We start from the raw sequence: 19,555 nt of genomic DNA, 5'->3' as shown, positions 1-19,555 counted from the left end.
GCCGCCCGCCCTCAAAAAAGCGTCGGCCGCCTCACGCCTAGCACGAAACGTGCAAGGCGCCCCTCAAATCGTCGCCCTCTCCAGATGGTTCGAGATCACGCGAGAATTCGAGACGAACGAGGGCCGCTGACGGCCCCGGCGCGACCCGCCGCTTTCGCGAGGACGCGCAAAATCCTATATAGAGATTTACCAAGGCGATGGTAAGGCCTTGGCTTGGATGCACCGGCGGCGATGCTCGACAACATTTACAATCAACGCATTCTGGAGCTTGCCGGAAACATTCCGCGCATCGGCCGGCTGCCGCGCCCGGACGCGACCGCCTCGGCCTATTCCAAACTCTGCGGCTCGACGATCACCGTCGATCTGAGGCTGGAAGACGGGAAAGTGGCCGACTATGCGCATGAGCTGAAGGCCTGCGCGCTGGGCCAGGCGTCGGCCTCGATCATGGCGCGCAACGTGGTCGGCTCCACGCCGCAGGAGCTGCGCGAGGCGCGCGACGCGCTGCGCCGAATGCTCAAGGAGAACGGCCCGCCGCCGACCGGCAAATGGGCCGACCTCGCGGTGCTCGAGCCGGTGCGCGACTATAAGGCCCGGCATGGGTCGACCATGCTGGCGTTTGACGCTGTCGCGGACGCGGTGACGAAGGCGGAGGCTTGATCGCAAGCCGAAGAGGGCGGAAAAGCTCTCATCCTGTCGCCTCGACACACACTCTATAGCCACGACAAGGGCCGTCCCACTTGATCTCACAAGATGCGGAAGGAACGACCGGCCGCCAGGGCGCCCTCGGATGGTGGCGCGCGACGCCCCTGTATCTGCGCATTCTGGGGGCCGTGGCGCTGGGGCTTGTCGTTGGCGTCACGCTTGGCGACCAGGCGGCGGCGCTCGAGACGCCGGCCAAGCTCGTCCTGCGGCTCCTGGGGGCGCTTGCCCCTCCGCTGATTCTGCTGGCGATCATGCAAGCGCTGATGCGCGCGCATCTTGGCGGCCGGAAGGCGCTGCGGCTGGTGACGCTGCTGTTGACCAACACGCTGGTGGCGATCGGCATCGGCCTCCTTGTCGCCAATGTCCTTCAACCCGGTTCCTGGTCGAACCCCGCGCCGGCGCACCCGCCCGACAAGGCTGCCACTGGCGCCGATCCTCTCGCGCAATTCCTGGACAGCGTGCCCAAAAGCATCGGCGGACCGTTTTCAGACAATGGCACGGTGATGGGCGTCATCTTCATTGCGGTGGCGCTCGGCGTCGCGCTGAGAAGCCTGCGGCATCATGAGGTGCGCACCGTCGAAGACCTCGTTCACGTGGCGCTGACCAGCCTGATTACGATTCTGCACTGGATCATCGACCTGGTGCCCCTCGCAGTTTTCGGCATCGTCGCCAGCATCGTCGGCGTGAAGGGCTTTGGCGATTTTCTCGCCTTGGGGGGCTTCGTCGTCGCCGTGCTCGCGGCGTTGACGTTGCAAGCGGCCTACTACCTCATTCGTGTGCGACTGGGTTCCTGGGCGCCACCACTCTATGTGCTGCGCGGCGTGCGCGACGCTTTGGTGATGGCGTTTTCGACCGGCAGCTCCACGGCCACGATGCCAGTGACCTATGCGCGCCTGCGCGAAAATGTCGGGCTGCGCGAGGAGTCCGCCAGCATGGGCGCGCTCGTGGGCGCGAATTTCAATAATGACGGCACAGCGCTCTATGAAGCCATGTCGGCGTTGTTCGTCGCGCAATTGCTCGGCATGCATTTGACGCTCAGCCAGCAGTTCATCGTCGTGGTGACGTCCGTCGTCGCATCGGTCGGCGCGGCCGGCATTCCGGAAGCGGGTTTGGTGACGATGACCATGGTCTTCAAGGCCGTGGCGCTGCCCACCGACTACATCGCCGTGCTTTTCACCGTCGACTGGTTCCTGGACCGCTGCCGGACAGCCATCAACGTCATGGGCGACGTGACGGTCAGCTGTCTGCTGGATGGCAAAACGCGCGAGCGGCCGGAGACGCGACCGCCCTGAGGCGTCCGATACGCCACCAGAGTCTCGCCCCAACGCCGCTTTCCGCCTACGCTCGCAGCATGACCCCTGCCCCGATTCGCATCCTCGGCATTGATCCCGGCCTGCGCAACACCGGCTGGGGCGTCATCGAGGCGCATGGCTCGCGGCTCTCCTTCATCGCCTGCGGGCGCGTGCGCTCCGACGCAAGCCTCAACATGGGCGAGCGGCTTTCGCAGCTGCATTTGGGCCTGATGGGCGTCATCGCCGACCATGCGCCGCATGAAGCGGCGATCGAAGAGACCTTCGTCAATCGCGATCCGCAGTCGGCCTTGAAGCTCGGACAGGCGCGCGGCGTGGCGCTGACCGCGCCCGCGCTCGCTGGCCTCGTCATCGCCGAATACGCCGCCAATCTCGTCAAGAAGACCGTCGTCGGCGCCGGCCACGCCGACAAGACGCAAGTGCAGATGATGGTGCGGGTGTTGCTGCCGGCGAGCGGAGCGACGAGCGCCGACGCCGCCGACGCTTTGGCGGTGGCGATCTGCCACGCCCAGCATCGCGGCGCGAGACTGCGGATTTCGGCATGATCGGCAAGCTCAAAGGCCTCATCGACAGCTATGGCGAGGATTTCGTCATCCTCGACGTCAACGGCGTCGGCTATGTGGTGCATTGTTCGACACGCACGCTGCAAAAGCTGCCGCGCGTCGGCGAGGCGTCCGCGCTCGCCATCGAAACGCAGGTGCGCGAGGATTCAATCCGGCTCTTCGGCTTTGCGACCGAGTCTGAGCGTGACTGGTTTCGGCTGTTGCAGAGCGTGCAGGGCGTCGGCGCCAAAGTGGCGCTGGCGATCCTTTCGATTCTTCCGGCGAATGATCTTGCCTCGGCGATCGCCATGCAGGACAAGGCGACCGTCTCCCGCGCGCCGGGCGTCGGCCCGAAGCTCGCCGCGCGCATCGTCGCGGAGCTGAAGGACAAGGCTCCCGCCTTCGGCGCCGTCGACCCTGCCCTGGCGCGGCTCTCCGGCGAGGAGCCGGAAGGCGCGCCATCGGCGGCGCGCGACGCAATTTCCGCTCTGGTCAATCTCGGCTACGGGCGGCCGCAGGCGGCGGCCGCGGTGGCCGCGAGTCTCAAGCAGCTTGGCGAAGCCGCCGAGGCGAGCGCGCTGATCCGCCAAGGCCTGCGGGAGCTCGCACGCTGAGCGCGCGATCAGGCGGCGATCACGTCGCGGTAGATTTCGGCGAGGCTCATCTCAAATTCTACCGCCGGCAGGCGGAGCGTGTCGCCGATTGATCCAAGTCTCGGACGCTCGAAGAAGCCTCCCTCGACGCGGTCGATGACGTCGACGGCGAAATGGTCGCGCTCGACCAACACATAATGTTGCAGCGACGGAAGTTTTTGATAGAGCCCCCATTTTTCCCATCTGTCGCGATGGGCGGAGCCTTTCGACACGACTTCGATCAGCACGACCGGGTCGTCGAGCGAGGTCGCGTCGGGCGGCAGCGGCCCACGACGCACCATAACGTCAGGGAAGCACGCGAGATCGAGCAGCCGCTGCTTCAGGTAGAATGTCTCGTCGAAGGGCCGACAGTCCGACCCGCGCCGCCGAAACTCGTTCATCAGCGCGACTGTCAGATTTTGGATGATGCGCTTGTGCTCCCAGCGTGCGCCAAGCATCATGCGCACGACGCGGCCGCCGATCAGCTCCCATTTCTCGTCGGCGGGCTTGTCGGGCAAAAGTTCCTCGAAATCGTCGAGGGACATATACTCATATTGCGAGGACGGGCGATTCACGGCGCGGCTCCGTTTGCCGCATCTTAGCATAGCGCCTGCGCCTGTGCATGGGAGCCGCCCGTTTGAACACACCCGCGCGCCTAGTCAGCCCCGAGCAGCGCGACGACGACGCCGACGCATCGCTGCGGCCGCTGTCGCTTGCCGATTTCACCGGCCAGGAGGCGGCGCGCGCCAATCTCAAGGTCTTCATCGAGGCCGCCAAGACGCGCGGCGACGCGCTCGATCATGTGCTGCTCGTCGGCCCGCCGGGATTGGGCAAGACCACGCTGGCGCAGATCGTCGCGCGCGAGCTTGGCGTCAATTTTCGCTCCACCTCCGGCCCCGTCATCGCCAAGGCCGGGGACTTAGCTGCGCTGCTCACCAATCTCGAGCCGCGCGACGTGCTGTTCATCGACGAAATTCACCGGCTCAATCCGGCGGTGGAGGAAATCCTTTATCCGGCCATGGAGGATTTCCAGCTCGACCTCATCATCGGCGAGGGCCCGGCGGCGCGTTCGGTGAAGATCGACCTTGCGAAATTCACCCTCGTCGGCGCGACGACGCGCGCCGGCCTCCTGACGACGCCGCTGCGTGACCGCTTCGGCATTCCTGTCCGGCTGAATTTCTACACGCCGGAAGAATTGGAGCTGATCGTCAAGCGCGGCGCGCGCGTGCTCGGGATCGGCGTCGACGGCTCGGGCGCGAAGGAAATCGCCCGCCGCTCGCGCGGCACGCCGCGCATCGCCGGCCGCCTTCTGCGACGCGTGCGCGACTTCGCCGTGGTGGATGGCGTCGGATCAATCACCCGGAAACTCGCCGATCACGCTCTGTCGCTCCTCGAAGTCGATTCAATCGGCCTCGACGTAATGGATCGTCGCTATCTCAATCTGGTGGCCGTCAATTTCGGCGGCGGCCCGGTCGGCATCGAGACGATCGCCGCGGCGTTGTCGGAGCCGCGCGACGCGATCGAGGACATTATCGAGCCGTTTCTTTTGCAGCAGGGCTTCTTGCAGCGCACGCCGCGCGGACGCCTGCTGACGCCGCACGCCTTCCGTCACCTTGGCCTCGCCGAGCCGGCGCGCCCTGCTGCGCAGTTCGGATTGTTTGGCGAAGGCGAAGACTAATCGGCGATCACGCGGTGAGCACGAAATAAATCATTACGCCAAATAAGAGAACGGCGGCGATCTCGCCGGCATGCTCCAGCGCCTTCAGCGCGCGGCTTAGAAATTTCGAGTTCATGATGCACACTCCATAGGAGCGTACATGGCGTCTCAAGCTACGCTTTCCAGCTCCTTAGGAGGAGTCAACTCGATCGAGCCACAGGGGAATCGGGTGAAGGATTGTTTTCCTCACCCTCATCCTTCGAGACGCGTGCTCCGCACGCTCCTCAGGATGAGGAAGCCCAATGTCCGACTTAACCTGCGAGCGGACCGCCGGCCTTGATCCAGGCGTCGAGGCCGCCCTGAATATGGCGCGCCGAAGTTAGTCCCGCTTGCTGCGCGGCCTCGACCGCCATCGCCGAACGCTCGCCGAAGGCGCAATAAAAAACGATGCGCTTGCCGGTGGCGACCGCCAATTCATGCAGCAGGCCGCCGTCCCGAATATTCTCTTCGAGTTCGTCATACGGCATATGCAGCGAGCCGGGGATAACGCCATGAACTTCGCGCTCGCGCGCCTCGCGCAGATCGACGAGAGCTGTTGAAGGCTGACCGAGAACGTCGAGCGCGTCTTGCGGCGTCAACGACCAGCCCCGCCGCGCGATGTCCTCCTGATGCAATCCGATGTGAATGTTCGCCGGCACCGCGACGTCCATCATTTTCGGATTGGGCAGATGCAGGCTTTCCATCAGCGCGACATATTCATCGACGGATTTGACCTGCAAACGCGGATTGAACGCCCGCTCCTCGCCGATCGTGCTGACCGTATCGCCCTTATAGTCGTGCGCAGGATAGACAAGCGTCGAGTCGGGAAGCTTCAACAGCTTGCCGAAAAGCGACTCGTACTGCGCCCGCGCGTCGCCGTTCTGAAAGTCAGTGCGGCCCGTGCCGCGAATCAACAGCGTGTCGCCGGTGAACACCCGGTCGGCCATGATAAAGCTGTATGAATCGTCCGTGTGACCCGGCGTGTAGAGAACATCGAGCTCGACGCCCGGAATTCGGATGCGCTCGCCTTCGCGAACGCGCATCGACACCACGTCGGCGTTGCTGCGCTCGCCCATCACCGTGATGCAGTGCGTGCGGTCGCGGAGCGCGCCCAGGCCGGTGATATGATCGGCGTGCGTGTGCGTGTCGACGGCCTTGACCAGCCGAAGATCGAGCTCGCGCATCAGCTGCAGATAGCGGTCAACCTTGTCGAGCACCGGATCGATGATCAGCGCCTCCCCGCCGCGATTGCCGGCGAGGAGGTAGCTGTAGGTGCTGGAGACGCTATCGAACAATTGCCGGAAGATCATCGCGCGCTTTCCTGCCGCGCATCATTTCGGTTGCGGAACAATGCGAAGATAGGGCCGCGGCGCGTTCCAGCCGGCCGGATAGATCTTCTTGGCCTCCTCGTCGGAGACCGAACCCGCGATGATGACGTCATCGCCCGGCCGCCAATTGACGGGCGTCGCGACCTTATGTGTGGAGGTTAATTGCAGTGAGTCGATGATTCGGAGCACTTCGTCGAAGTTGCGGCCGGTCGTCATCGGATAGACCATGATGAGCTTGATCTTCTTGTCGGGACCGATGACGAAGATGTTGCGAACGGTCTGGTTGTCGGCCGGCGTCCTGACGCTGGCGTCGCCGCCCGCGCTCGCGGGCAACATTCCATAGAGCTTGGAGATGCGCAGGTCCGGGTCGCCGATCATCGGATAATTCGGCTTCGCGCCCTGAGTTTCCTCGATGTCGACCGCCCATTTGGCGTGATTGTCGACCGGATCGACGCTCAAGCCGATGATCTTGACGTTGCGTCGCTTAAATTCCGGCTCGAGTTTGGCCATGTAGCCAAGTTCGGTTGTGCAGACCGGCGTGAAATCCTTGGGATGCGAGAACAGGATGCACCAGGAATCGCCGATCCAATCATGAAACTTGATATGTCCCTGCGTCGTGTCGGCTTCGAAATCCGGCGCCGTGTCGCCAATCTGGAAAGACATGCGGAAGCTCCTCGGTTATGGTTGCGACGCGCCTTGGAGCGCGAGCGACGCTCTTCGTCGCTTGAGAGCGTATTCCTTTAAATGCGATTGTTGCGCGCAGTATCAAGAACAGCGGCGTTCAAGCCTGGCGCCGCCTCCCCCGGAAGAAAACTCCAGCCCAGCCGCCAGCCGAACGCAGAATGACGACGATCGCGCCAACTCCGTCCCTCTCCATACGCGTCTATTACGAAGACACGGATTTTTCCGGACTCGTCTATCACGCCTCTTATTTGCGCTTCATGGAGCGGGCGCGCACGGAGATGTTGCGCGCGCTGGGGCTTGATCAGCGCGCGCTGCTGGCGGGCGCAGCCGGCGCGCCGATTTTTTTCGTCGTCCGGTCGATGGACGTCGACTTTCAAAAGCCCGCGACAATGGACGACCTGCTGACCGTCGAAACCGAGATTCTTGAGCTCGGCGGCGCCTCGCTCACGCTTGAGCAGCGGGTTTTGCGGCAGGCGGAACTGCTTGTCCGCGCCAAGGTCCGGATTGTGTGCGTCGAAGCCGGCCGCGCGCGCCGCCTGCCTCCCGAGGTGCGCGCGAAATTCGAACGACTTTTGCCAAATTCAGAGTAGAATGCCGTCGCCATCTGGACGCCGCCTTTTGCGGCCTAAAATGGCGTTGAGATGGGAATCAACGAACCCGCTGCGCGCCTTCGGCCCCGGACCGAGCCTTCGGACCCGGCGGAGACCGGCGTTCTGATCGTCGATCTCGCCGCCCTCGCCGACAATTGGCGCACGATGGCTCGACTCGCCGGCGGCGCGGAATGCGGCGCGGTGGTGAAAGCCGACGCTTATGGCTTGGGGCTCGCGCCCGCGATGCGCGCGCTGCTCTCGGCCGGCTGCCGAACCTTTTTCGTCGCCAATGTCGTCGAAGGCGAAGCGGCCCGGGCCGTCGCCCACGACGCGACCATCTATGTGCTGGACGGGCTCGTGCCCGGCGCGGCGCCGCGCCTCGTCGCCGCCGATCTTATACCGGCGCTGGGTTCGCTCGGCGAAATCGACGAATGGGCGGCGACGGGGCGCAAGCCCAAAGCCGCGATCCATTTCGACACCGGGATGAATCGCTTCGGAATTCCGATCAGCGAGGCGGCGCAAGCGGCGGAACGCGCGCGCCATATCGCGCCTACTCTGGTGATGAGCCATTTCGTCAGCTCGCAAACGCGCGACGCCCCTTGCAACGCCCGACAGATCGAGGCGTTCCTCGACGCCCGGGCGCGCTTCGCCGAGATTCCGGCGTCGATGGCGAATTCCTCGGCCGTGTTTCTGCCGCAGCGCCCGCATTTCGATCTCGTTCGTCCCGGCTACGCGCTGTTTGGCGGCAACCCCACGCCCTATGCCGAATGCCCGGTGCGGCCGGTCGCGCGGCTCAGCGCGCGCATTCTCTCAACCCGCGAGATCGAGCCAGGCGCCTGCGTCGGCTATGACGCGCTTTGGTCGGCGCCGAAGCGCACGCGCATCGCGACGATCGGCGTTGGCTATGCGGACGGCGTGCCGGTCGGCGCCACGTCTTGCACGGACAAGCCCACGGGTGAAGCGCTCGTCGGCGGAGTCCGCTGCCCCTTCATCGGCCGCGTGTCGATGGACTATGTCGTGCTGGACGTTTCCGAGGCGCCGCGCGAGGCCGCGCAGCGCGGCGAATGGGTCGAACTGCTGGGCGACGGCATTTGCATCGAGGAAGCGGCCTCGCGCGCCGGCACCATCGGCTATGAGATTCTCACGCGGCTCGGCGCGCGGTTCTCGCGGCGCTATCTCGGGGCTTAGCTCGGCGTCACGCCATCGCGAACCACGGCGCGAGCACGGGATATCCCTCGCCTGCGAGGAGCGACACCGTCTCGTGCAGCGGCAGGCCGACGACCGCCGTGTAGGATCCGACGATCTTCACCACAAACACGCCGGCGCGTCCCTGAATGGCGTAGCCGCCCGCCTTGCCGCGCCACTCGCCGGTCGAAAGATAGGCCTCGATCTCGGTCGAGCCGAGACGCTTGAACCGCAGCCGCGCCTCGACGAGACGCTTGCGTTCATAGCCGCGCGGCGTGATCAGGCTCACCGCCGAATAGACCCGGTGTTGGCGTCCCGAGAGCAGCTGCAGGCACTCCTCGGCCTCCTCCCGCGTCTCGGCCTTGGGCAGGATGCGCCGGCCGACGGCGACGACCGTGTCGGCGGCGATCAGAAAGGATTCCTTCAGCTCGGGCTGCGTCGCGCGCAGCTTTACCGCGGCAGCGGCCTTCTCGCTGGCGATTCGGGTGGCGTAGGCGCGCGGCGATTCCCCGCGGTGCGGCGTCTCATCGATGTCGGCGGGCAACAGGGCGTCGGCGTCGAGCCCGGCCTGCTGCAACAGCGCCAGGCGCCGGGGCGAGGCGGAGGCGAGAACGAGCTTGGGACGGGCGATTGGAGGATTGGCTGTCAAGAAGGTCGCTCCGCCAAAAGAAAATTACCGGAAACGATATGTTATACGCCCTTTGGTCAAATCATAAGGGGTCATCTCGACAAGCACCTTATCGCCGGTCAATACGCGGATGCGGTTCTTGCGCATCTTGCCGGCGGTATGGGCGATGATTTCGTGGTCGTTTTCGAGCTTGACGCGAAACATCGCGCTCGGCAGCAGTTCGGTGACGACGCCGGGAAATTCGAGCAGTTCTTCCTTGGCCATGTGGTTCCTTGTGAGGCGCTCTCCGCCGCGAGTTTGGCCGCGCGGCTTAGTTAGCGCGTGAAAAGCGAAAAACCCGCTGCCCCGGTCGGGGAGCGGACTCGGCGCGGACCCTAGTCGAGAACGAAGGATTTGTGAACCAGGGAGTTGAGAGGCCTCAACGCCCCTTCGTGGGTTTCACGGCCGCGAAGGGATCAAGAATGATGGCCCCCAGCCCCTCAACGTCTCGAACATTGCGAGTCACAAGCGTCAAATCATTCGCTTTGGCCGTGGCCGCAAGCAAGGAGTCCACAACAGGGGCAGTCCGAAGAGCGCTCATTCGCCCCCACTCTCCCGCAACCTCAGTGTCGACGGGCAGAATACGTCCGACGAAAGCGCGTTCGACATCTACCAACCAACGGTCAAGAGCGTCGGCGCCCCTCACGTCCCTTCGCCGCAGCTTTTCCGCCCCCCGGCGGATTTCGCCAAGCGTCAGCACGCTCAGATAAAGCTGCTCGTCCTTTACGGAGGCGAACCAAGAGGCGACATGCGCATCGCATCGCGCACCTTTGCGAAACTCGGAAATCACATTGGTGTCGATGAGAAAACTCAAAAGGCGACGTCCCGGCCGATATCGCGCGGGCGTTCGAGGTCAACGCCTTCAAGCGGCGCTGCGGCGAGAAGCGCCTTGAGCGAGCCCGGAGCTGGGAAGGGCACGACATCGCGGAGAACGGCGCGTACTTCCGCTTCGCGGAGGGGATCGGCGAGCGCGGCGGCGACGCCGCGAACAAGCGCGACATCCTCCTTGCGCGCCTGAACCTCAACACGCACGAGGCCCTTTCGCTTCATCCGCTGTCGATAGATTTGGACGCTGGATTTTAGAGGCTTTGGCATCCTGGACCTTCTTCCGGAAGAGCTACCGGAAATCTGGCGCGCGAGCAAGTCTCTCGACCGGCTCTTTCATGCCGTCCTTCTCCCGCAAGCGGGAGAAGGAAAAAACGGCGTCACTTCGGCTTGCCCTTCACCGTGCGCGTGCCGGGCTTGCCGCCCGAAGAACGTGGCGAAACGCGCGGCGGCGGCGTGGGCCGACCCAGAGGCCGCGCTTCGCCGCCGCCGAAATTATGCGGCCCCATATCAGCGTCGGTCGGCTTATGCGCGCGGGTCGCGAGCTTTTCCTCTTCGTCACGGCGTATGGCGCCGCGCCCTCCCCGCCCAAAGGAGGCGCGAAATTGCGGGCTCGCCTCGGCGAGCAATTCGGCGCGTTGCAGCCGCTGAATTTCATCGCGCATGCGCGCCGCCTCCTCGAAGGCGAGATCGGCCGCCGCCGCCTTCATGCGCTTTTCGAGATCGGCGATCGTCGCCGCGAGATTATGCCCCGGCGCGATGTCGTAACCCGTGTCGATGGTCACATGATCCTGCTCGGCGACCGAGCCGAGAATGTCGGCGATGCCGCGCTTGATCGACGCCGGCGTGATGTTGTTCTCGAGATTGTAGGCTTCCTGCTTCGCCCGTCGGCGGTCGGTCTCGCCCATCGCGCGCTTCATCGAGCCGGTGATCTGATCGGCATAGAGGATGACGCGGCCGTCGACATTGCGCGCGGCGCGGCCGATCGTCTGCACGAGCGAGGTCTCGGAGCGCAGAAAGCCCTCCTTGTCGGCGTCGAGAATGGCGACGAGGCCGCATTCGGGGATGTCCAAACCTTCGCGCAGCAGATTGATGCCGACGAGCACGTCGAAGGCGCCGAGCCGCAGATCGCGGATGATCTCGATGCGTTCGATCGTATCAATGTCGGAATGCATGTAGCGCACGCGCACGCCGTTCTCGTGCAGATATTCCGTCAGATCTTCCGCCATGCGCTTGGTGAGCACGGTCACAAGCGAGCGATAGCCGATCTGCGCGGTCGCGCGCGCTTCGTCGAGAAGATCGTCGACCTGGGCGCGCGCCGGGCGCACCTCCACAAGCGGATCGATCAATCCCGTCGGGCGAATCACCTGTTCGACGAAAACGCCGCCTGTCTGATTGAGCTCCCAGTTTCCCGGGGTCGCCGAGACCGAAACGGTCTGCGGCCGCATGGCGTCCCATTCCTCGAAGCGCAGCGGGCGATTGTCCATGCAGGACGGCAGACGGAATCCATATTCCGCCAGCGTCGCCTTGCGGCGGAAGTCGCCCTTGTACATCGCGCCGATCTGCGGAATGCTGACATGGCTCTCGTCGGCGAAGACCAGCGCATTGTCCGGGAGATATTCGAACAGCGTCGGCGGCGGCTCGCCCGGCCTGCGGCCGGTGAGATAGCGCGAATAATTTTCGACGCCGGCGCAGGAGCCGGTCGCCTCCATCATTTCGAGATCGAAGCGGGTGCGTTGCTCGAGCCGCTGCGCCTCCACCAGACGCCCGGAACGGTGCAATTCATCGAGCCGCGCGCGCAATTCCTCCTTGATCGCCTTGATCGACTGCAGCAGCGTCGGCCTCGGCGTCACATAATGCGAATTGGCGTAGACTTTGACGAATTCGAGGTCGACCGTCTTCTTGCCGGTCAGCGGATCGAATTCGGAGATCGACTCCACCTCATCGCCAAAGAAGCTGATGCGCCAGGCGCGGTCCTCATAGTGAGCCGGGAAAATGTCGACGGTGTCGCCGCGCACGCGAAACGTTCCGCGGGTGAAATCCGCGCCGATGCGGCGGTAGTGCAGCGCGACGAGATCGGTGACGAGCTGCCGCTGCTCCAGCTTCTCGCCGAGTGTCACCGAAAAGGTCATCGCCGTGTAGGTTTCGACCGATCCGATGCCGTAGATGCAGGAGACCGACGCCACGATGATGACGTCGTCGCGCTCGAGCAGCGCGCGCGTCGCCGCGTGACGCATGCGGTCGATCTGCTCGTTTACCGAGGATTCTTTCTCGATATAGGTGTCCGAGCGCGGCACATACGCTTCGGGCTGGTAGTAGTCGTAATAGGAGACGAAATATTCGACGGCGTTATTTGGAAAGAAGCTCTTGAACTCGCCGTAAAGCTGCGCCGCAAGCGTTTTGTTGGGCGCGAGAATGAGCGCCGGCCGCTGCACGCGTTCGATCACGCTCGCCATGGTGAAAGTCTTGCCCGATCCGGTGACGCCGAGCAGCACTTGGTCACGCTCCTGCGCCGCGATTCCCTTGACCAGCTCCGCGATCGCCGCCGGTTGATCGCCCTTCGGCGTGTATTCGGAGACGAGGTCGAACCTCACGCCGCCTTCGGACTTCGCCGGCCGCTCGGGCCGATGCGGCGTCCAGGGCTTTTGGTCCCGAATGTTCGGGTCGCCAAGGCGCAGCAGTTGCGCAAGGCTGTCGGCGGTGGCTTCCACTCCGCCCATGTTTTGGGCGGCGCTTCCTGAAGTCACGCCGCCAATGTTTTGAGCGGCGCTTCCTGAAGTCGCGCCGCCCGCATGAAAGCCCTCGCCAAGCCCGTATTTTTCGATGTCCTCCTCGTCGAGGCCGTGGATGGAAGAGGCGTCATAGGCGGCCTGCGGCGCCTCGCCGAACCCGGGCGCGAGCGCCGGATTGAGGAGCTGCACGAGATGCGGCGCGAGCGGCGCGACCTCCGGCTTCGCCGCCTTGGCGCGCGTCGGCCGCGCAGGATCTCTGGGCTTTCCGGGTGGTTTGGCCATGGCCGCAATATGGGGGAGACGCGCGCGGGATGGAAGCGGGAAGGCTCTACGCCCCGCCCTGTCCCTCCCCCGCTTCGCAAACCGGGTGCTCCCGGTTTGCGCATCTATGCCGAAGTCGGCAATAGCCGACTTCGGATGGGAGAGGGGACGCTAATGATCGGCGTTCGCGAAATCCCGAAGAAGCGCCGATTCTACTCCCTCTCCCGCTTCAGCGGGGGAGGGCTGGGGAGGGGGCAAATCGAACGCGCGCCGTCGGAGCAAACGACGGCGGCGGACTCGCGCCCCCGGCGCATGAAACTCTTGAAGCCATCGCCACGCAGGCATAGCATGTGTATAGAACCGGAGTATCATACACATGCGCACCAACATCGTCATCGACGACAAGCTGATGGAAGAGGCGCTGCGCGCGACGGGCCTCAAGACCAAGAAGGAAGCCGTCGAGCTCGCGCTGCGGACGCTGCTGCGCCTTCAGCGGCAAAAGCAAATCCGAAGCCTGCGCGGAAAGCTCGACTGGCGCGGCGATCTCGACGCTATGCGCACGGATAAGAAAACAGAAAAATGATCCTCGTCGATTCGAGCGTTTGGATCGACTATTTTCGTGGCGTCGCCTCGCCTGAGACCGATCGTCTGGACAGGTTGCTCGAGGAGGAATTGGTCGCAATCGGCGATTTGATCTTGACCGAAGTGCTGCAAGGCTTCGATCGGGATCGAGACTTCAACCACGCTCATGAATTCCTAACGGCGCTTACCGTCGTAGAACTCGGCGGCAAGGAAATCGCCCTGCGCGCGGCAAAAAATTATCGCAAGCTGCGCGCGCATGGCGTCACGCCGAGGAAAACCATCGACACGATCATCGCCACGTGTTGCATCGAAAAGGCTCTGCCGCTGCTCTATAGCGACAGAGATTTCGACCCCTTCGTTGAACGCCTTGGTTTGCGCTCGGCGATGGCATAGCGACGCTCCGCTCGCAGCGCCCGTTATTTGCAATGTTTAACGGGCAGTTGGCCAACGCCTCGGCCGCGCTATTTGCCTTGACGGGGGCCGCCATGCGCAGAAGTCGATCGAGAATGAACAAGCTTCTCTCCGACACGCTCAAGATGAGCTTCGTGGCCAATCAGGTGATCGGCTTACGGCTGATGAAGATCGCCACGGGCGGCGTGCGCGGCAGACGCGAGAGCAAGCTGATGATCGATGAAAAGATCAAAGCCGCCGCCGACGCCAGCATAGAGGCGGCGATGAGCGTCGCCGCTGGCCAGCCGCATCGCGCCGTCGACCGCGCCCTTGCGGTTTACGCCAAGCGGGTCAATCGCAATCTCTGGCGATTGTCGAAGCGCTGAGCGGCTACTCCGTTTCCTCCAACTCCTCTCGCTCCGCCTCCAGCAATTTGGCGCGCGCCTCCGCGGCCTCGCGCTGACGGTTCCACATGCCGGCGTAATGGCCGCCAAGCGCCAGCAGCGCCTTATGCGTCCCGCGCTCGACAATGCGGCCGTGATCCAGAAACAGGATTTCGTCGGCGTCGACGATGGTCGACAGGCGATGCGCGATGACGAGCGTGGTGCGGCCGCGCGCGACCCGTCTCAACGCCTCCTGAATTTCATGTTCCGTCAAACTGTCGAGCGCCGACGTCGCTTCGTCGAGGATGAGGATCGGCGGACCTTTGAGAATCGTGCGGGCGATCGCCACGCGCTGCTTCTCGCCGCCGGAAAGCTTCAGCCCGCGCTCGCCGACCTGCGCCTCATAAGCTTCCGGCACGCTTTCGATAAAGCGGTCGATCTGCGCGAGCCGGGCCGCTTCGCGAACCTCTTCGTCGCTCGCGTCCCATCTTCCATAGCGAATGTTGTAGCCGATCGAATCGTTGAACAGCACCGTGTCCTGCGGCACCATGCCGATCGCCGCGCGCAGGCTTTCCTGCGTGACGTCCAGAATATTCTGCCCGTCGATCGTGATGCGGCCGCCTTGCGGCTCGTAGAAACGATACATCAGACGCGAGATCGTCGACTTGCCCGCGCCGGACGGCCCGACGATGGCGATGGTTTGTCCGGGCTCGGCTTCAAAGCTCACGCCCTTGAGGATCGGCCGGTTCGGCTCGTAGTGGAACGCGACATTGTCGAAAACGATCCGCCCTTCGCGCACGACGAGCGGAGCGGCGCCGGGCGTGTCCAAGATCTCGGGGCTCTGCGCGAGAATCGAGAACATGGTCTCGATATCGATGATCGCCTGCCGCACCTCGCGATAGAAGGTGCCCATGAAATTTAAGGGCTGCGCCAGCTGCCCCATCATCAGGTTGATCAGGACGAAATCGCCCACCGTATTGCGGCCCGCCTCGATGCCATAGACGCACATCACCATCATGGTGGTGAGTCCGATGATAAAAATCACCGTCTGGCCGGCGTTGAGCACCGCAAGCGAGACATAGGACTGCGTGCTCGCCTGCTCGTAGCGGATCATCGATTTGTCGTAGCGCTCAGCCTCGCGCCTTTCCGCGCCGAAATATTTGACCGTTTCATAGTTCAGCAGACTGTCGATCGCCTTCTGATTGGCGTCGGTGTCGCTGTCGTTCATCCTGCGCCGTATGGCGATCCGCCAGTTTGTGGCGAGCGTCGTATAGAGAAAATATCCGGCGAGAGTCGCGACCAGGACGAGCCCGTAACGCCAGCCGAACTGGTAGAGAAAAATGCCGAGGACCAGCGCCATCTCCAGCACTGTCGGGGCGCCCGTCGACATGATGAGGCGCGACAACGTTTCGATGCCGTTGCGCCCGCGCTCCAGAACGCGCGTGAGTCCGCCGGTCTTTCTGCCGATATGAAACCGCAGCGACAGCTCATGCATATGCACGAAGAGATCGGTCGCCAGCCGGCGCACGGCGTGCATCGCCACCGCCGCGAAGATGCCGTCGCGCAACTGCATCAGCACGACCGAAGCGATGCGGATCGCGCCCATCATCAAAGTGAAAAAGACCGCCGCGGCTGCGAGCTTCCCCGCCACGCCGGCGCCGCCCTCGGCGAGCGCGTCCGTCGCCCATTTGAAAGCGTATGGCGTCGCGGCGTTGAACAGCTTGCTGACGACGAGCAGCGCAAACACCGCGGCGACCCGAAGCTCGAGATCGCGGCGGCCCCGCGGCCAAATGTAGGGCCACAAATGCCGTATCGTCTTGATTAGAGACGATTCCGACAATTGTTTCTCAGGAACAGGCGGAGGCGTGGCGTCGTCCGGATCGAGCGCGTGGGGATCGCTCGATTCGTCTTGATCGGGTCTAATCATATGTCTCCGAATGAATGGGCCGTCGTCGCGGCCTTTGGCGTCATTGCTGGCTTGGCGTCATATATGACGTTTAGTAGCTATGCGCACCCCGCGCGAGGCGTCGTCAAACGCTGCATGAGAATGCCCATGCGAGAAATCAAGAACGTTTGCGTCTATTGCGGCTCCTCGATCGGCGCCGATCCGCGTTACACGGCGGCGGCGCGCGCCTTGGGCGTCGCCCTGGCGCGCGCCGGGGTCGGCCTCGTTTATGGCGGCGGGGCCATCGGCCTAATGGGCGTTCTGGCGAAGGCCACGGTGGCCGCCGGCGGCGTTGTCACGGGAATCATTCCCGAGTTCCTGGACCGACGGGAGATTCCCTTTACGGGCGCGACGGAGCTCGTCGTCGTCGACGACATGCACACGCGCAAGCGCATGATGTTTGAACGATCAGACGCCTTTATCGCGCTGCCTGGAGGCGTCGGCACTTTGGAGGAGCTGACCGAGCAACTGACCTGGATCCAGCTCGGCCGTCACACCAAGCCTCTGGTCATCGCCGACATCGGCGGCTTCTGGCGTCCCCTGCTGTCGCTTTTCGCTCATATGCGGAACGAGGAGTTCTTCGGCGAAGTCGATAACGTGCGCTATCTCGTGGCCGAACGCGTCGAAGACATTCTGCCGATGATTTTCGCGGCGGTCCGCCATTCGCCAGACATCAGCGAGACAGCGGTCACTGAGCGGCTTTAGCGGTTTGACGGTCGTTGCGCTCGACCGACACCAGCAGCTTGTAGTTGATCGCGTCGACGAGCGCCTCGAAGGACGCGTCGATGACATTGGCCGAAACGCCGACCGTCGACCAGCGCTCTCCTTGCGCATCGGCGCATTCGACGAGAACGCGCGTGACCGCGTCGGTGCCGCCCTGAAACACGCGGACGCGATAATCAACGAGCCGAACGTCCTCGATGAAGCGCTGATAGGCGCCGAGATCCTTCCGCAGCGCGAGATCGAGGGCATTGACGGGGCCGTTGCCTTCGGCGGCCGAAATGCGGCTCTCGCCATCCACATTGATCTTGACGATCGCCTCGGCGCCCTGGTCCTCAAAGCCGCCATTCCTGGCGAAGCGCCGATCGACCGCGACGCTGTAGCGTTCGATGTCAAAGAAATGCGGCGCCTCGCCGAGCACGCGCTTGGCCAGAAGGAAGAACGAGGCATCAGCGCCCTCATAGGCGTAGCCTTGCGCTTCCTTCTCCTTCACCTCGTCGAGCAGCCGCGCCAGACGCGGATCGTCCTTGTCGAGGACGACGCCCAATCGGCCAAGCTCGGCCGCGATGTTGGAGCGTCCCGCTTGATCGGATACGAGCACGCGCCGCACATTGCCGACCGATTCCGGCGTGACATGTTCGTACGTGCGCGGATCGGTCAGCACGGCCGAGGCGTGAATGCCGGCCTTGGTCGCAAAGGCGCTGGCGCCGACATAGGGCGCATGGCGGTTGGGCGCGCGATTGAGAAGCTCGTCGAGCGCGTGGCTGACCCGCGTTAGATGCGTCAGCTTCCCTTGCGTCACGCCGATCTCGAAGCGCTCGGAAAATTCGCTCTTCAGCAATAGCGTCGGAATGATCGTCGTGAGATTAGCGTTGCCGCAGCGTTCGCCAAGACCGTTGAGCGTGCCCTGAATCTGCCGCGCGCCGGCGCGCACCGCGGCAAGCGAATTCGCCACCGCCTGCCCCGTATCGTCGTGGCAATGCACGCCGATGCGGTCTCCTGGAATCTGCTTGACGACCTCCGCGACGATGCTTTCAACCTCGTGCGGCAGCGTGCCGCCGTTGGTGTCGCAGAGCACGATCCATCGCGCGTCCGCGTCATAGGCGGCCTTGGCGCAGGCCAGCGCATAGTCAGGGTTCGCCTTGAAGCCGTCGAAGAAATGTTCGCAATCGACGGCGACTTCCTTTCCGTGCGCGACGGCGGCGTTTACGGATTGCGTAACGCTTGCGAGATTGTCCTCTTCCGTGGAGCGTAAGGCGACGCGAACCTGAAAGTCCCAGCTCTTGGCGACGAAGGTGACGACGTCGGCGCTGCTGTCGAGCAGCGCCGCGACGCCCGGATCATTCTCGACCGAGCGGCCCTGCCGCCGCGTCATCCCAAAGGCGGCGAAGCGCGCGCGCAGTTTCGGACGCCGCGCGAAAAACTCAGTGTCGAGCGGATTGGCGCCGGGATAGCCGCCTTCAATATAGTCGATCCCGATTTCGTCCAGCATGGCGGCGATCTGACGCTTGTCGTCGAGCGAGAAATCGACGCCCGTCGTCTGCGCGCCGTCGCGCAGCGTGGTGTCGTATAGCGTCAGCCGTTCTTTGGCCATCAATGCGCTCTCCCGGCGGCGGGCGCCGCCAGCTCCTTGGTCATCGTCGTATTGCCGAGCCATTGGCCGGCGACCGTTTTCATATTGCGCGTCGTGGCCACGTAGCCGCGCGCCGCGAAAAAGTCCTGCGCCGCGTCGGAAGCCTCGACCGTCAGCAGTGTCGTTCCGCGCGCGGCGGCGAGTTTTTCAATCGCCTCCGCCAGCGCCGACCCGACGCCCTTGCGCGCCATGTCGGGCCGCACATAGAGCATGTCGAACATCTTATTGTCGCGCAGCGACGCGAAACCGGCGATGTCCCCGTCAACAAGCGCGACGATGCTCAGCGCGTCCGTGAGGCGCGACGCGAAGGCCGCTTCGTCGTCAGCCGCGGACGCCCAGGCTTCACGCTGCGCATCGTCATAGTCATCGGCGGCCAGCGCCTCGACGCTGGCGCGAAAGAGCGCCGCGAGCGTCGCGGCGTCTGCGGCAAGAAACGGCCGCAGACCAGGCGTTTGCGCACCGCGCGCCATCACACGATCTCGAACGCGCGCAGCAGATGCCAGGCGATGAAGGCGGCGAGCGCCAGCACGATCAGCTTGAACGCGAGATAGAGCGCCCAGTGGCGCTTGAAGGGAAGCGTCTTTTTCCAGTCATCGTTGGACATTTCTACGCTCCATCAATTTTGCGATATGGCTCCGCCGCGTCATGCCCGCGCTTGACGCGGGCATCCACGTCAAGACGACTCGTGACGAGGCCGATATTGCTTAGCGTCCCGGCGTGGATGGCCGGGACAAGCCCGGCCATGACG

23 protein-coding genes are annotated in these 19,555 nt (G+C 63.9%); 11 read left to right on the top strand and 12 right to left on the bottom strand.

What is annotated here, in order from left to right; translation table 11 throughout:
• Positions 1-231 precede the first annotated feature (231 nt).
• The 4 genes from IYW40_RS12975 to ruvA all read left to right on the top strand — a co-directional run bounded on the left by IYW40_RS12975 (position 232) and on the right by ruvA (position 3,168).
• Positions 232-657, top strand: coding sequence for an iron-sulfur cluster assembly scaffold protein (locus tag IYW40_RS12975; RefSeq protein ID WP_175093116.1), 426 nt, complete (start codon positions 232-234; stop codon positions 655-657).
• Positions 658-737: 80 nt separating this feature from the next.
• Complete coding sequence (locus IYW40_RS12970; RefSeq protein ID WP_210327269.1) at positions 738-1,994, top strand: dicarboxylate/amino acid:cation symporter; 1,257 nt, start codon at positions 738-740, stop codon at positions 1,992-1,994.
• A gap of 59 nt (positions 1,995-2,053) precedes the next feature.
• Positions 2,054-2,557: a crossover junction endodeoxyribonuclease RuvC gene (gene ruvC / locus IYW40_RS12965; protein ID WP_196400781.1), complete on the top strand. Its 504-nt coding sequence runs from the start codon at positions 2,054-2,056 to the stop codon at positions 2,555-2,557.
• On the top strand, positions 2,554-3,168 hold the full coding sequence (gene ruvA, locus IYW40_RS12960) for a Holliday junction branch migration protein RuvA (RefSeq protein ID WP_196400780.1): 615 nt from the start codon (positions 2,554-2,556) through the stop codon (positions 3,166-3,168). The genes ruvC and ruvA overlap by 4 nt, the downstream gene beginning before the upstream one ends.
• 8 nt (positions 3,169-3,176) lie before the next feature.
• Here ruvA and IYW40_RS12955 read toward each other — a convergent pair whose 3' ends face one another.
• Positions 3,177-3,761, bottom strand: a complete 585-nt coding sequence (locus IYW40_RS12955) for a Uma2 family endonuclease (RefSeq protein ID WP_348644270.1) — start codon at positions 3,759-3,761, stop codon at positions 3,177-3,179.
• A 47-nt stretch (positions 3,762-3,808) separates the two neighbouring features.
• Between IYW40_RS12955 and ruvB the strand changes: the two genes are divergently transcribed.
• Positions 3,809-4,864 (top strand): Holliday junction branch migration DNA helicase RuvB, encoded by a 1,056-nt coding sequence (gene ruvB, locus IYW40_RS12950; RefSeq protein WP_196400779.1) that lies wholly within the window; start codon positions 3,809-3,811, stop codon positions 4,862-4,864.
• Positions 4,865-5,154: 290 nt separating this feature from the next.
• On the opposite strand, the gene IYW40_RS12945 is transcribed toward ruvB, so the two are convergent.
• Positions 5,155-6,192 (bottom strand): MBL fold metallo-hydrolase, encoded by a 1,038-nt coding sequence (locus IYW40_RS12945; RefSeq protein WP_196400778.1) that lies wholly within the window; start codon positions 6,190-6,192, stop codon positions 5,155-5,157.
• A gap of 21 nt (positions 6,193-6,213) precedes the next feature.
• A complete protein-coding gene (locus IYW40_RS12940; RefSeq protein ID WP_196400777.1) occupies positions 6,214-6,873 on the bottom strand; it encodes a peroxiredoxin in 660 nt (219 codons plus the stop codon).
• A gap of 179 nt (positions 6,874-7,052) precedes the next feature.
• On the opposite strand from IYW40_RS12940, the gene ybgC reads away from it, so the two are divergent.
• Together ybgC and alr are read left to right on the top strand one after the other, a co-directional pair.
• On the top strand, positions 7,053-7,484 hold the full coding sequence (ybgC, locus tag IYW40_RS12935; protein ID WP_196400776.1) for a tol-pal system-associated acyl-CoA thioesterase: 432 nt from the start codon (positions 7,053-7,055) through the stop codon (positions 7,482-7,484).
• 51 nt (positions 7,485-7,535) lie between these two features.
• Positions 7,536-8,672, top strand: coding sequence for an alanine racemase (gene alr / locus IYW40_RS12930; protein WP_196400775.1), 1,137 nt, complete (start codon positions 7,536-7,538; stop codon positions 8,670-8,672).
• Positions 8,673-8,679: 7 nt separating this feature from the next.
• On the opposite strand, the gene IYW40_RS12925 is transcribed toward alr, so the two are convergent.
• The 5 genes from IYW40_RS12925 to uvrB form a co-directional block, all read right to left on the bottom strand.
• Positions 8,680-9,318 (bottom strand): Maf-like protein, encoded by a 639-nt coding sequence (locus IYW40_RS12925; protein WP_196400774.1) that lies wholly within the window; start codon positions 9,316-9,318, stop codon positions 8,680-8,682.
• A gap of 24 nt (positions 9,319-9,342) precedes the next feature.
• Positions 9,343-9,561 (bottom strand): translation initiation factor IF-1, encoded by a 219-nt coding sequence (gene infA / locus IYW40_RS12920; protein WP_014890360.1) that lies wholly within the window; start codon positions 9,559-9,561, stop codon positions 9,343-9,345.
• Between the two features lie 154 nt (positions 9,562-9,715).
• Positions 9,716-10,150: a type II toxin-antitoxin system VapC family toxin gene (locus IYW40_RS12915; protein WP_196400773.1), complete on the bottom strand. Its 435-nt coding sequence runs from the start codon at positions 10,148-10,150 to the stop codon at positions 9,716-9,718.
• Positions 10,147-10,431, bottom strand: coding sequence for a hypothetical protein (locus IYW40_RS12910; RefSeq protein WP_196400772.1), 285 nt, complete (start codon positions 10,429-10,431; stop codon positions 10,147-10,149). Before IYW40_RS12910 ends, IYW40_RS12915 begins: the two co-directional genes overlap by 4 nt.
• A gap of 110 nt (positions 10,432-10,541) precedes the next feature.
• Positions 10,542-13,175, bottom strand: a complete 2,634-nt coding sequence (gene uvrB, locus IYW40_RS12905) for an excinuclease ABC subunit UvrB (RefSeq protein WP_196400771.1) — start codon at positions 13,173-13,175, stop codon at positions 10,542-10,544.
• Between the two features lie 355 nt (positions 13,176-13,530).
• Between uvrB and IYW40_RS12900 the strand changes: the two genes are divergently transcribed.
• The 3 genes from IYW40_RS12900 (at position 13,531) to IYW40_RS12890 (ending at position 14,512) form a co-directional block, all read left to right on the top strand.
• A complete protein-coding gene (locus tag IYW40_RS12900) occupies positions 13,531-13,737 on the top strand; it encodes a type II toxin-antitoxin system VapB family antitoxin (RefSeq protein WP_123176567.1) in 207 nt (68 codons plus the stop codon).
• Positions 13,734-14,129 (top strand): PIN domain nuclease, encoded by a 396-nt coding sequence (locus tag IYW40_RS12895; RefSeq protein WP_175093101.1) that lies wholly within the window; start codon positions 13,734-13,736, stop codon positions 14,127-14,129. Before IYW40_RS12900 ends, IYW40_RS12895 begins: the two co-directional genes overlap by 4 nt.
• 113 nt (positions 14,130-14,242) lie before the next feature.
• A complete protein-coding gene (locus IYW40_RS12890; RefSeq protein ID WP_196400770.1) occupies positions 14,243-14,512 on the top strand; it encodes a hypothetical protein in 270 nt (89 codons plus the stop codon).
• Positions 14,513-14,516: 4 nt separating this feature from the next.
• Here IYW40_RS12890 and IYW40_RS12885 read toward each other — a convergent pair whose 3' ends face one another.
• Positions 14,517-16,436, bottom strand: coding sequence for an ABC transporter ATP-binding protein/permease (locus IYW40_RS12885; protein WP_196400769.1), 1,920 nt, complete (start codon positions 16,434-16,436; stop codon positions 14,517-14,519).
• Between the two features lie 126 nt (positions 16,437-16,562).
• On the opposite strand from IYW40_RS12885, the gene IYW40_RS12880 reads away from it, so the two are divergent.
• The gene (locus IYW40_RS12880) at positions 16,563-17,159 is read left to right on the top strand and encodes a TIGR00730 family Rossman fold protein (protein ID WP_196400768.1); all 597 of its coding nucleotides are present in this window, start codon (positions 16,563-16,565) and stop codon (positions 17,157-17,159) included.
• Here the strand turns inward: IYW40_RS12880 and cimA are convergent.
• The 3 genes from cimA to IYW40_RS22135 are packed head-to-tail and all read right to left on the bottom strand — an operon-like array spanning position 17,143 to position 19,411.
• On the bottom strand, positions 17,143-18,768 hold the full coding sequence (gene cimA / locus IYW40_RS12875) for a citramalate synthase (RefSeq protein ID WP_196400767.1): 1,626 nt from the start codon (positions 18,766-18,768) through the stop codon (positions 17,143-17,145). The genes IYW40_RS12880 and cimA overlap by 17 nt on opposite strands.
• Positions 18,768-19,277: a GNAT family N-acetyltransferase gene (locus IYW40_RS12870; RefSeq protein WP_196400766.1), complete on the bottom strand. Its 510-nt coding sequence runs from the start codon at positions 19,275-19,277 to the stop codon at positions 18,768-18,770. Before IYW40_RS12870 ends, cimA begins: the two co-directional genes overlap by 1 nt.
• The gene (locus IYW40_RS22135) at positions 19,277-19,411 is read right to left on the bottom strand and encodes a hypothetical protein (protein ID WP_269750296.1); all 135 of its coding nucleotides are present in this window, start codon (positions 19,409-19,411) and stop codon (positions 19,277-19,279) included. The genes IYW40_RS12870 and IYW40_RS22135 overlap by 1 nt, the downstream gene beginning before the upstream one ends.
• Between the last annotated feature and the right edge of the window lie 144 nt (positions 19,412-19,555).

The sequence above is a fragment of the Methylocystis sp. H4A genome, from assembly GCF_015709545.1.
Classification (GTDB): Bacteria; Pseudomonadota; Alphaproteobacteria; order Rhizobiales; family Beijerinckiaceae; genus Methylocystis; species Methylocystis silviterrae.
Note: the sequence above shows the minus strand (reverse complement) of the source record. Positions and strands in the feature narration are given on the sequence as shown.

Coding starts and splice junctions, on each gene's coding strand:
- IYW40_RS12975 (WP_175093116.1), top strand. CDS start 232: ATGCTCGACAACATTTACAATCAACGCATTCTGGAGCTTGCCGGAAAC.
- ruvC (WP_196400781.1), top strand. CDS start 2,054: ATGACCCCTGCCCCGATTCGCATCCTCGGCATTGATCCCGGCCTGCGC.
- ruvA (WP_196400780.1), top strand. CDS start 2,554: ATGATCGGCAAGCTCAAAGGCCTCATCGACAGCTATGGCGAGGATTTC.
- ruvB (WP_196400779.1), top strand. CDS start 3,809: ATGGGAGCCGCCCGTTTGAACACACCCGCGCGCCTAGTCAGCCCCGAG.
- IYW40_RS12945 (WP_196400778.1), bottom strand. CDS start 6,192: ATGATCTTCCGGCAATTGTTCGATAGCGTCTCCAGCACCTACAGCTAC.
- IYW40_RS12940 (WP_196400777.1), bottom strand. CDS start 6,873: ATGTCTTTCCAGATTGGCGACACGGCGCCGGATTTCGAAGCCGACACG.
- ybgC (WP_196400776.1), top strand. CDS start 7,053: ATGACGACGATCGCGCCAACTCCGTCCCTCTCCATACGCGTCTATTAC.
- alr (WP_196400775.1), top strand. CDS start 7,536: ATGGGAATCAACGAACCCGCTGCGCGCCTTCGGCCCCGGACCGAGCCT.
- infA (WP_014890360.1), bottom strand. CDS start 9,561: ATGGCCAAGGAAGAACTGCTCGAATTTCCCGGCGTCGTCACCGAACTG.
- IYW40_RS12910 (WP_196400772.1), bottom strand. CDS start 10,431: ATGCCAAAGCCTCTAAAATCCAGCGTCCAAATCTATCGACAGCGGATG.
- uvrB (WP_196400771.1), bottom strand. CDS start 13,175: ATGGCCAAACCACCCGGAAAGCCCAGAGATCCTGCGCGGCCGACGCGC.
- IYW40_RS12900 (WP_123176567.1), top strand. CDS start 13,531: ATGCGCACCAACATCGTCATCGACGACAAGCTGATGGAAGAGGCGCTG.
- IYW40_RS12895 (WP_175093101.1), top strand. CDS start 13,734: ATGATCCTCGTCGATTCGAGCGTTTGGATCGACTATTTTCGTGGCGTC.
- IYW40_RS12890 (WP_196400770.1), top strand. CDS start 14,243: ATGAACAAGCTTCTCTCCGACACGCTCAAGATGAGCTTCGTGGCCAAT.
- IYW40_RS12885 (WP_196400769.1), bottom strand. CDS start 16,436: ATGATTAGACCCGATCAAGACGAATCGAGCGATCCCCACGCGCTCGAT.
- IYW40_RS12880 (WP_196400768.1), top strand. CDS start 16,563: ATGCGAGAAATCAAGAACGTTTGCGTCTATTGCGGCTCCTCGATCGGC.
- cimA (WP_196400767.1), bottom strand. CDS start 18,768: ATGGCCAAAGAACGGCTGACGCTATACGACACCACGCTGCGCGACGGC.
- IYW40_RS12870 (WP_196400766.1), bottom strand. CDS start 19,277: ATGGCGCGCGGTGCGCAAACGCCTGGTCTGCGGCCGTTTCTTGCCGCA.
- IYW40_RS22135 (WP_269750296.1), bottom strand. CDS start 19,411: ATGTCCAACGATGACTGGAAAAAGACGCTTCCCTTCAAGCGCCACTGG.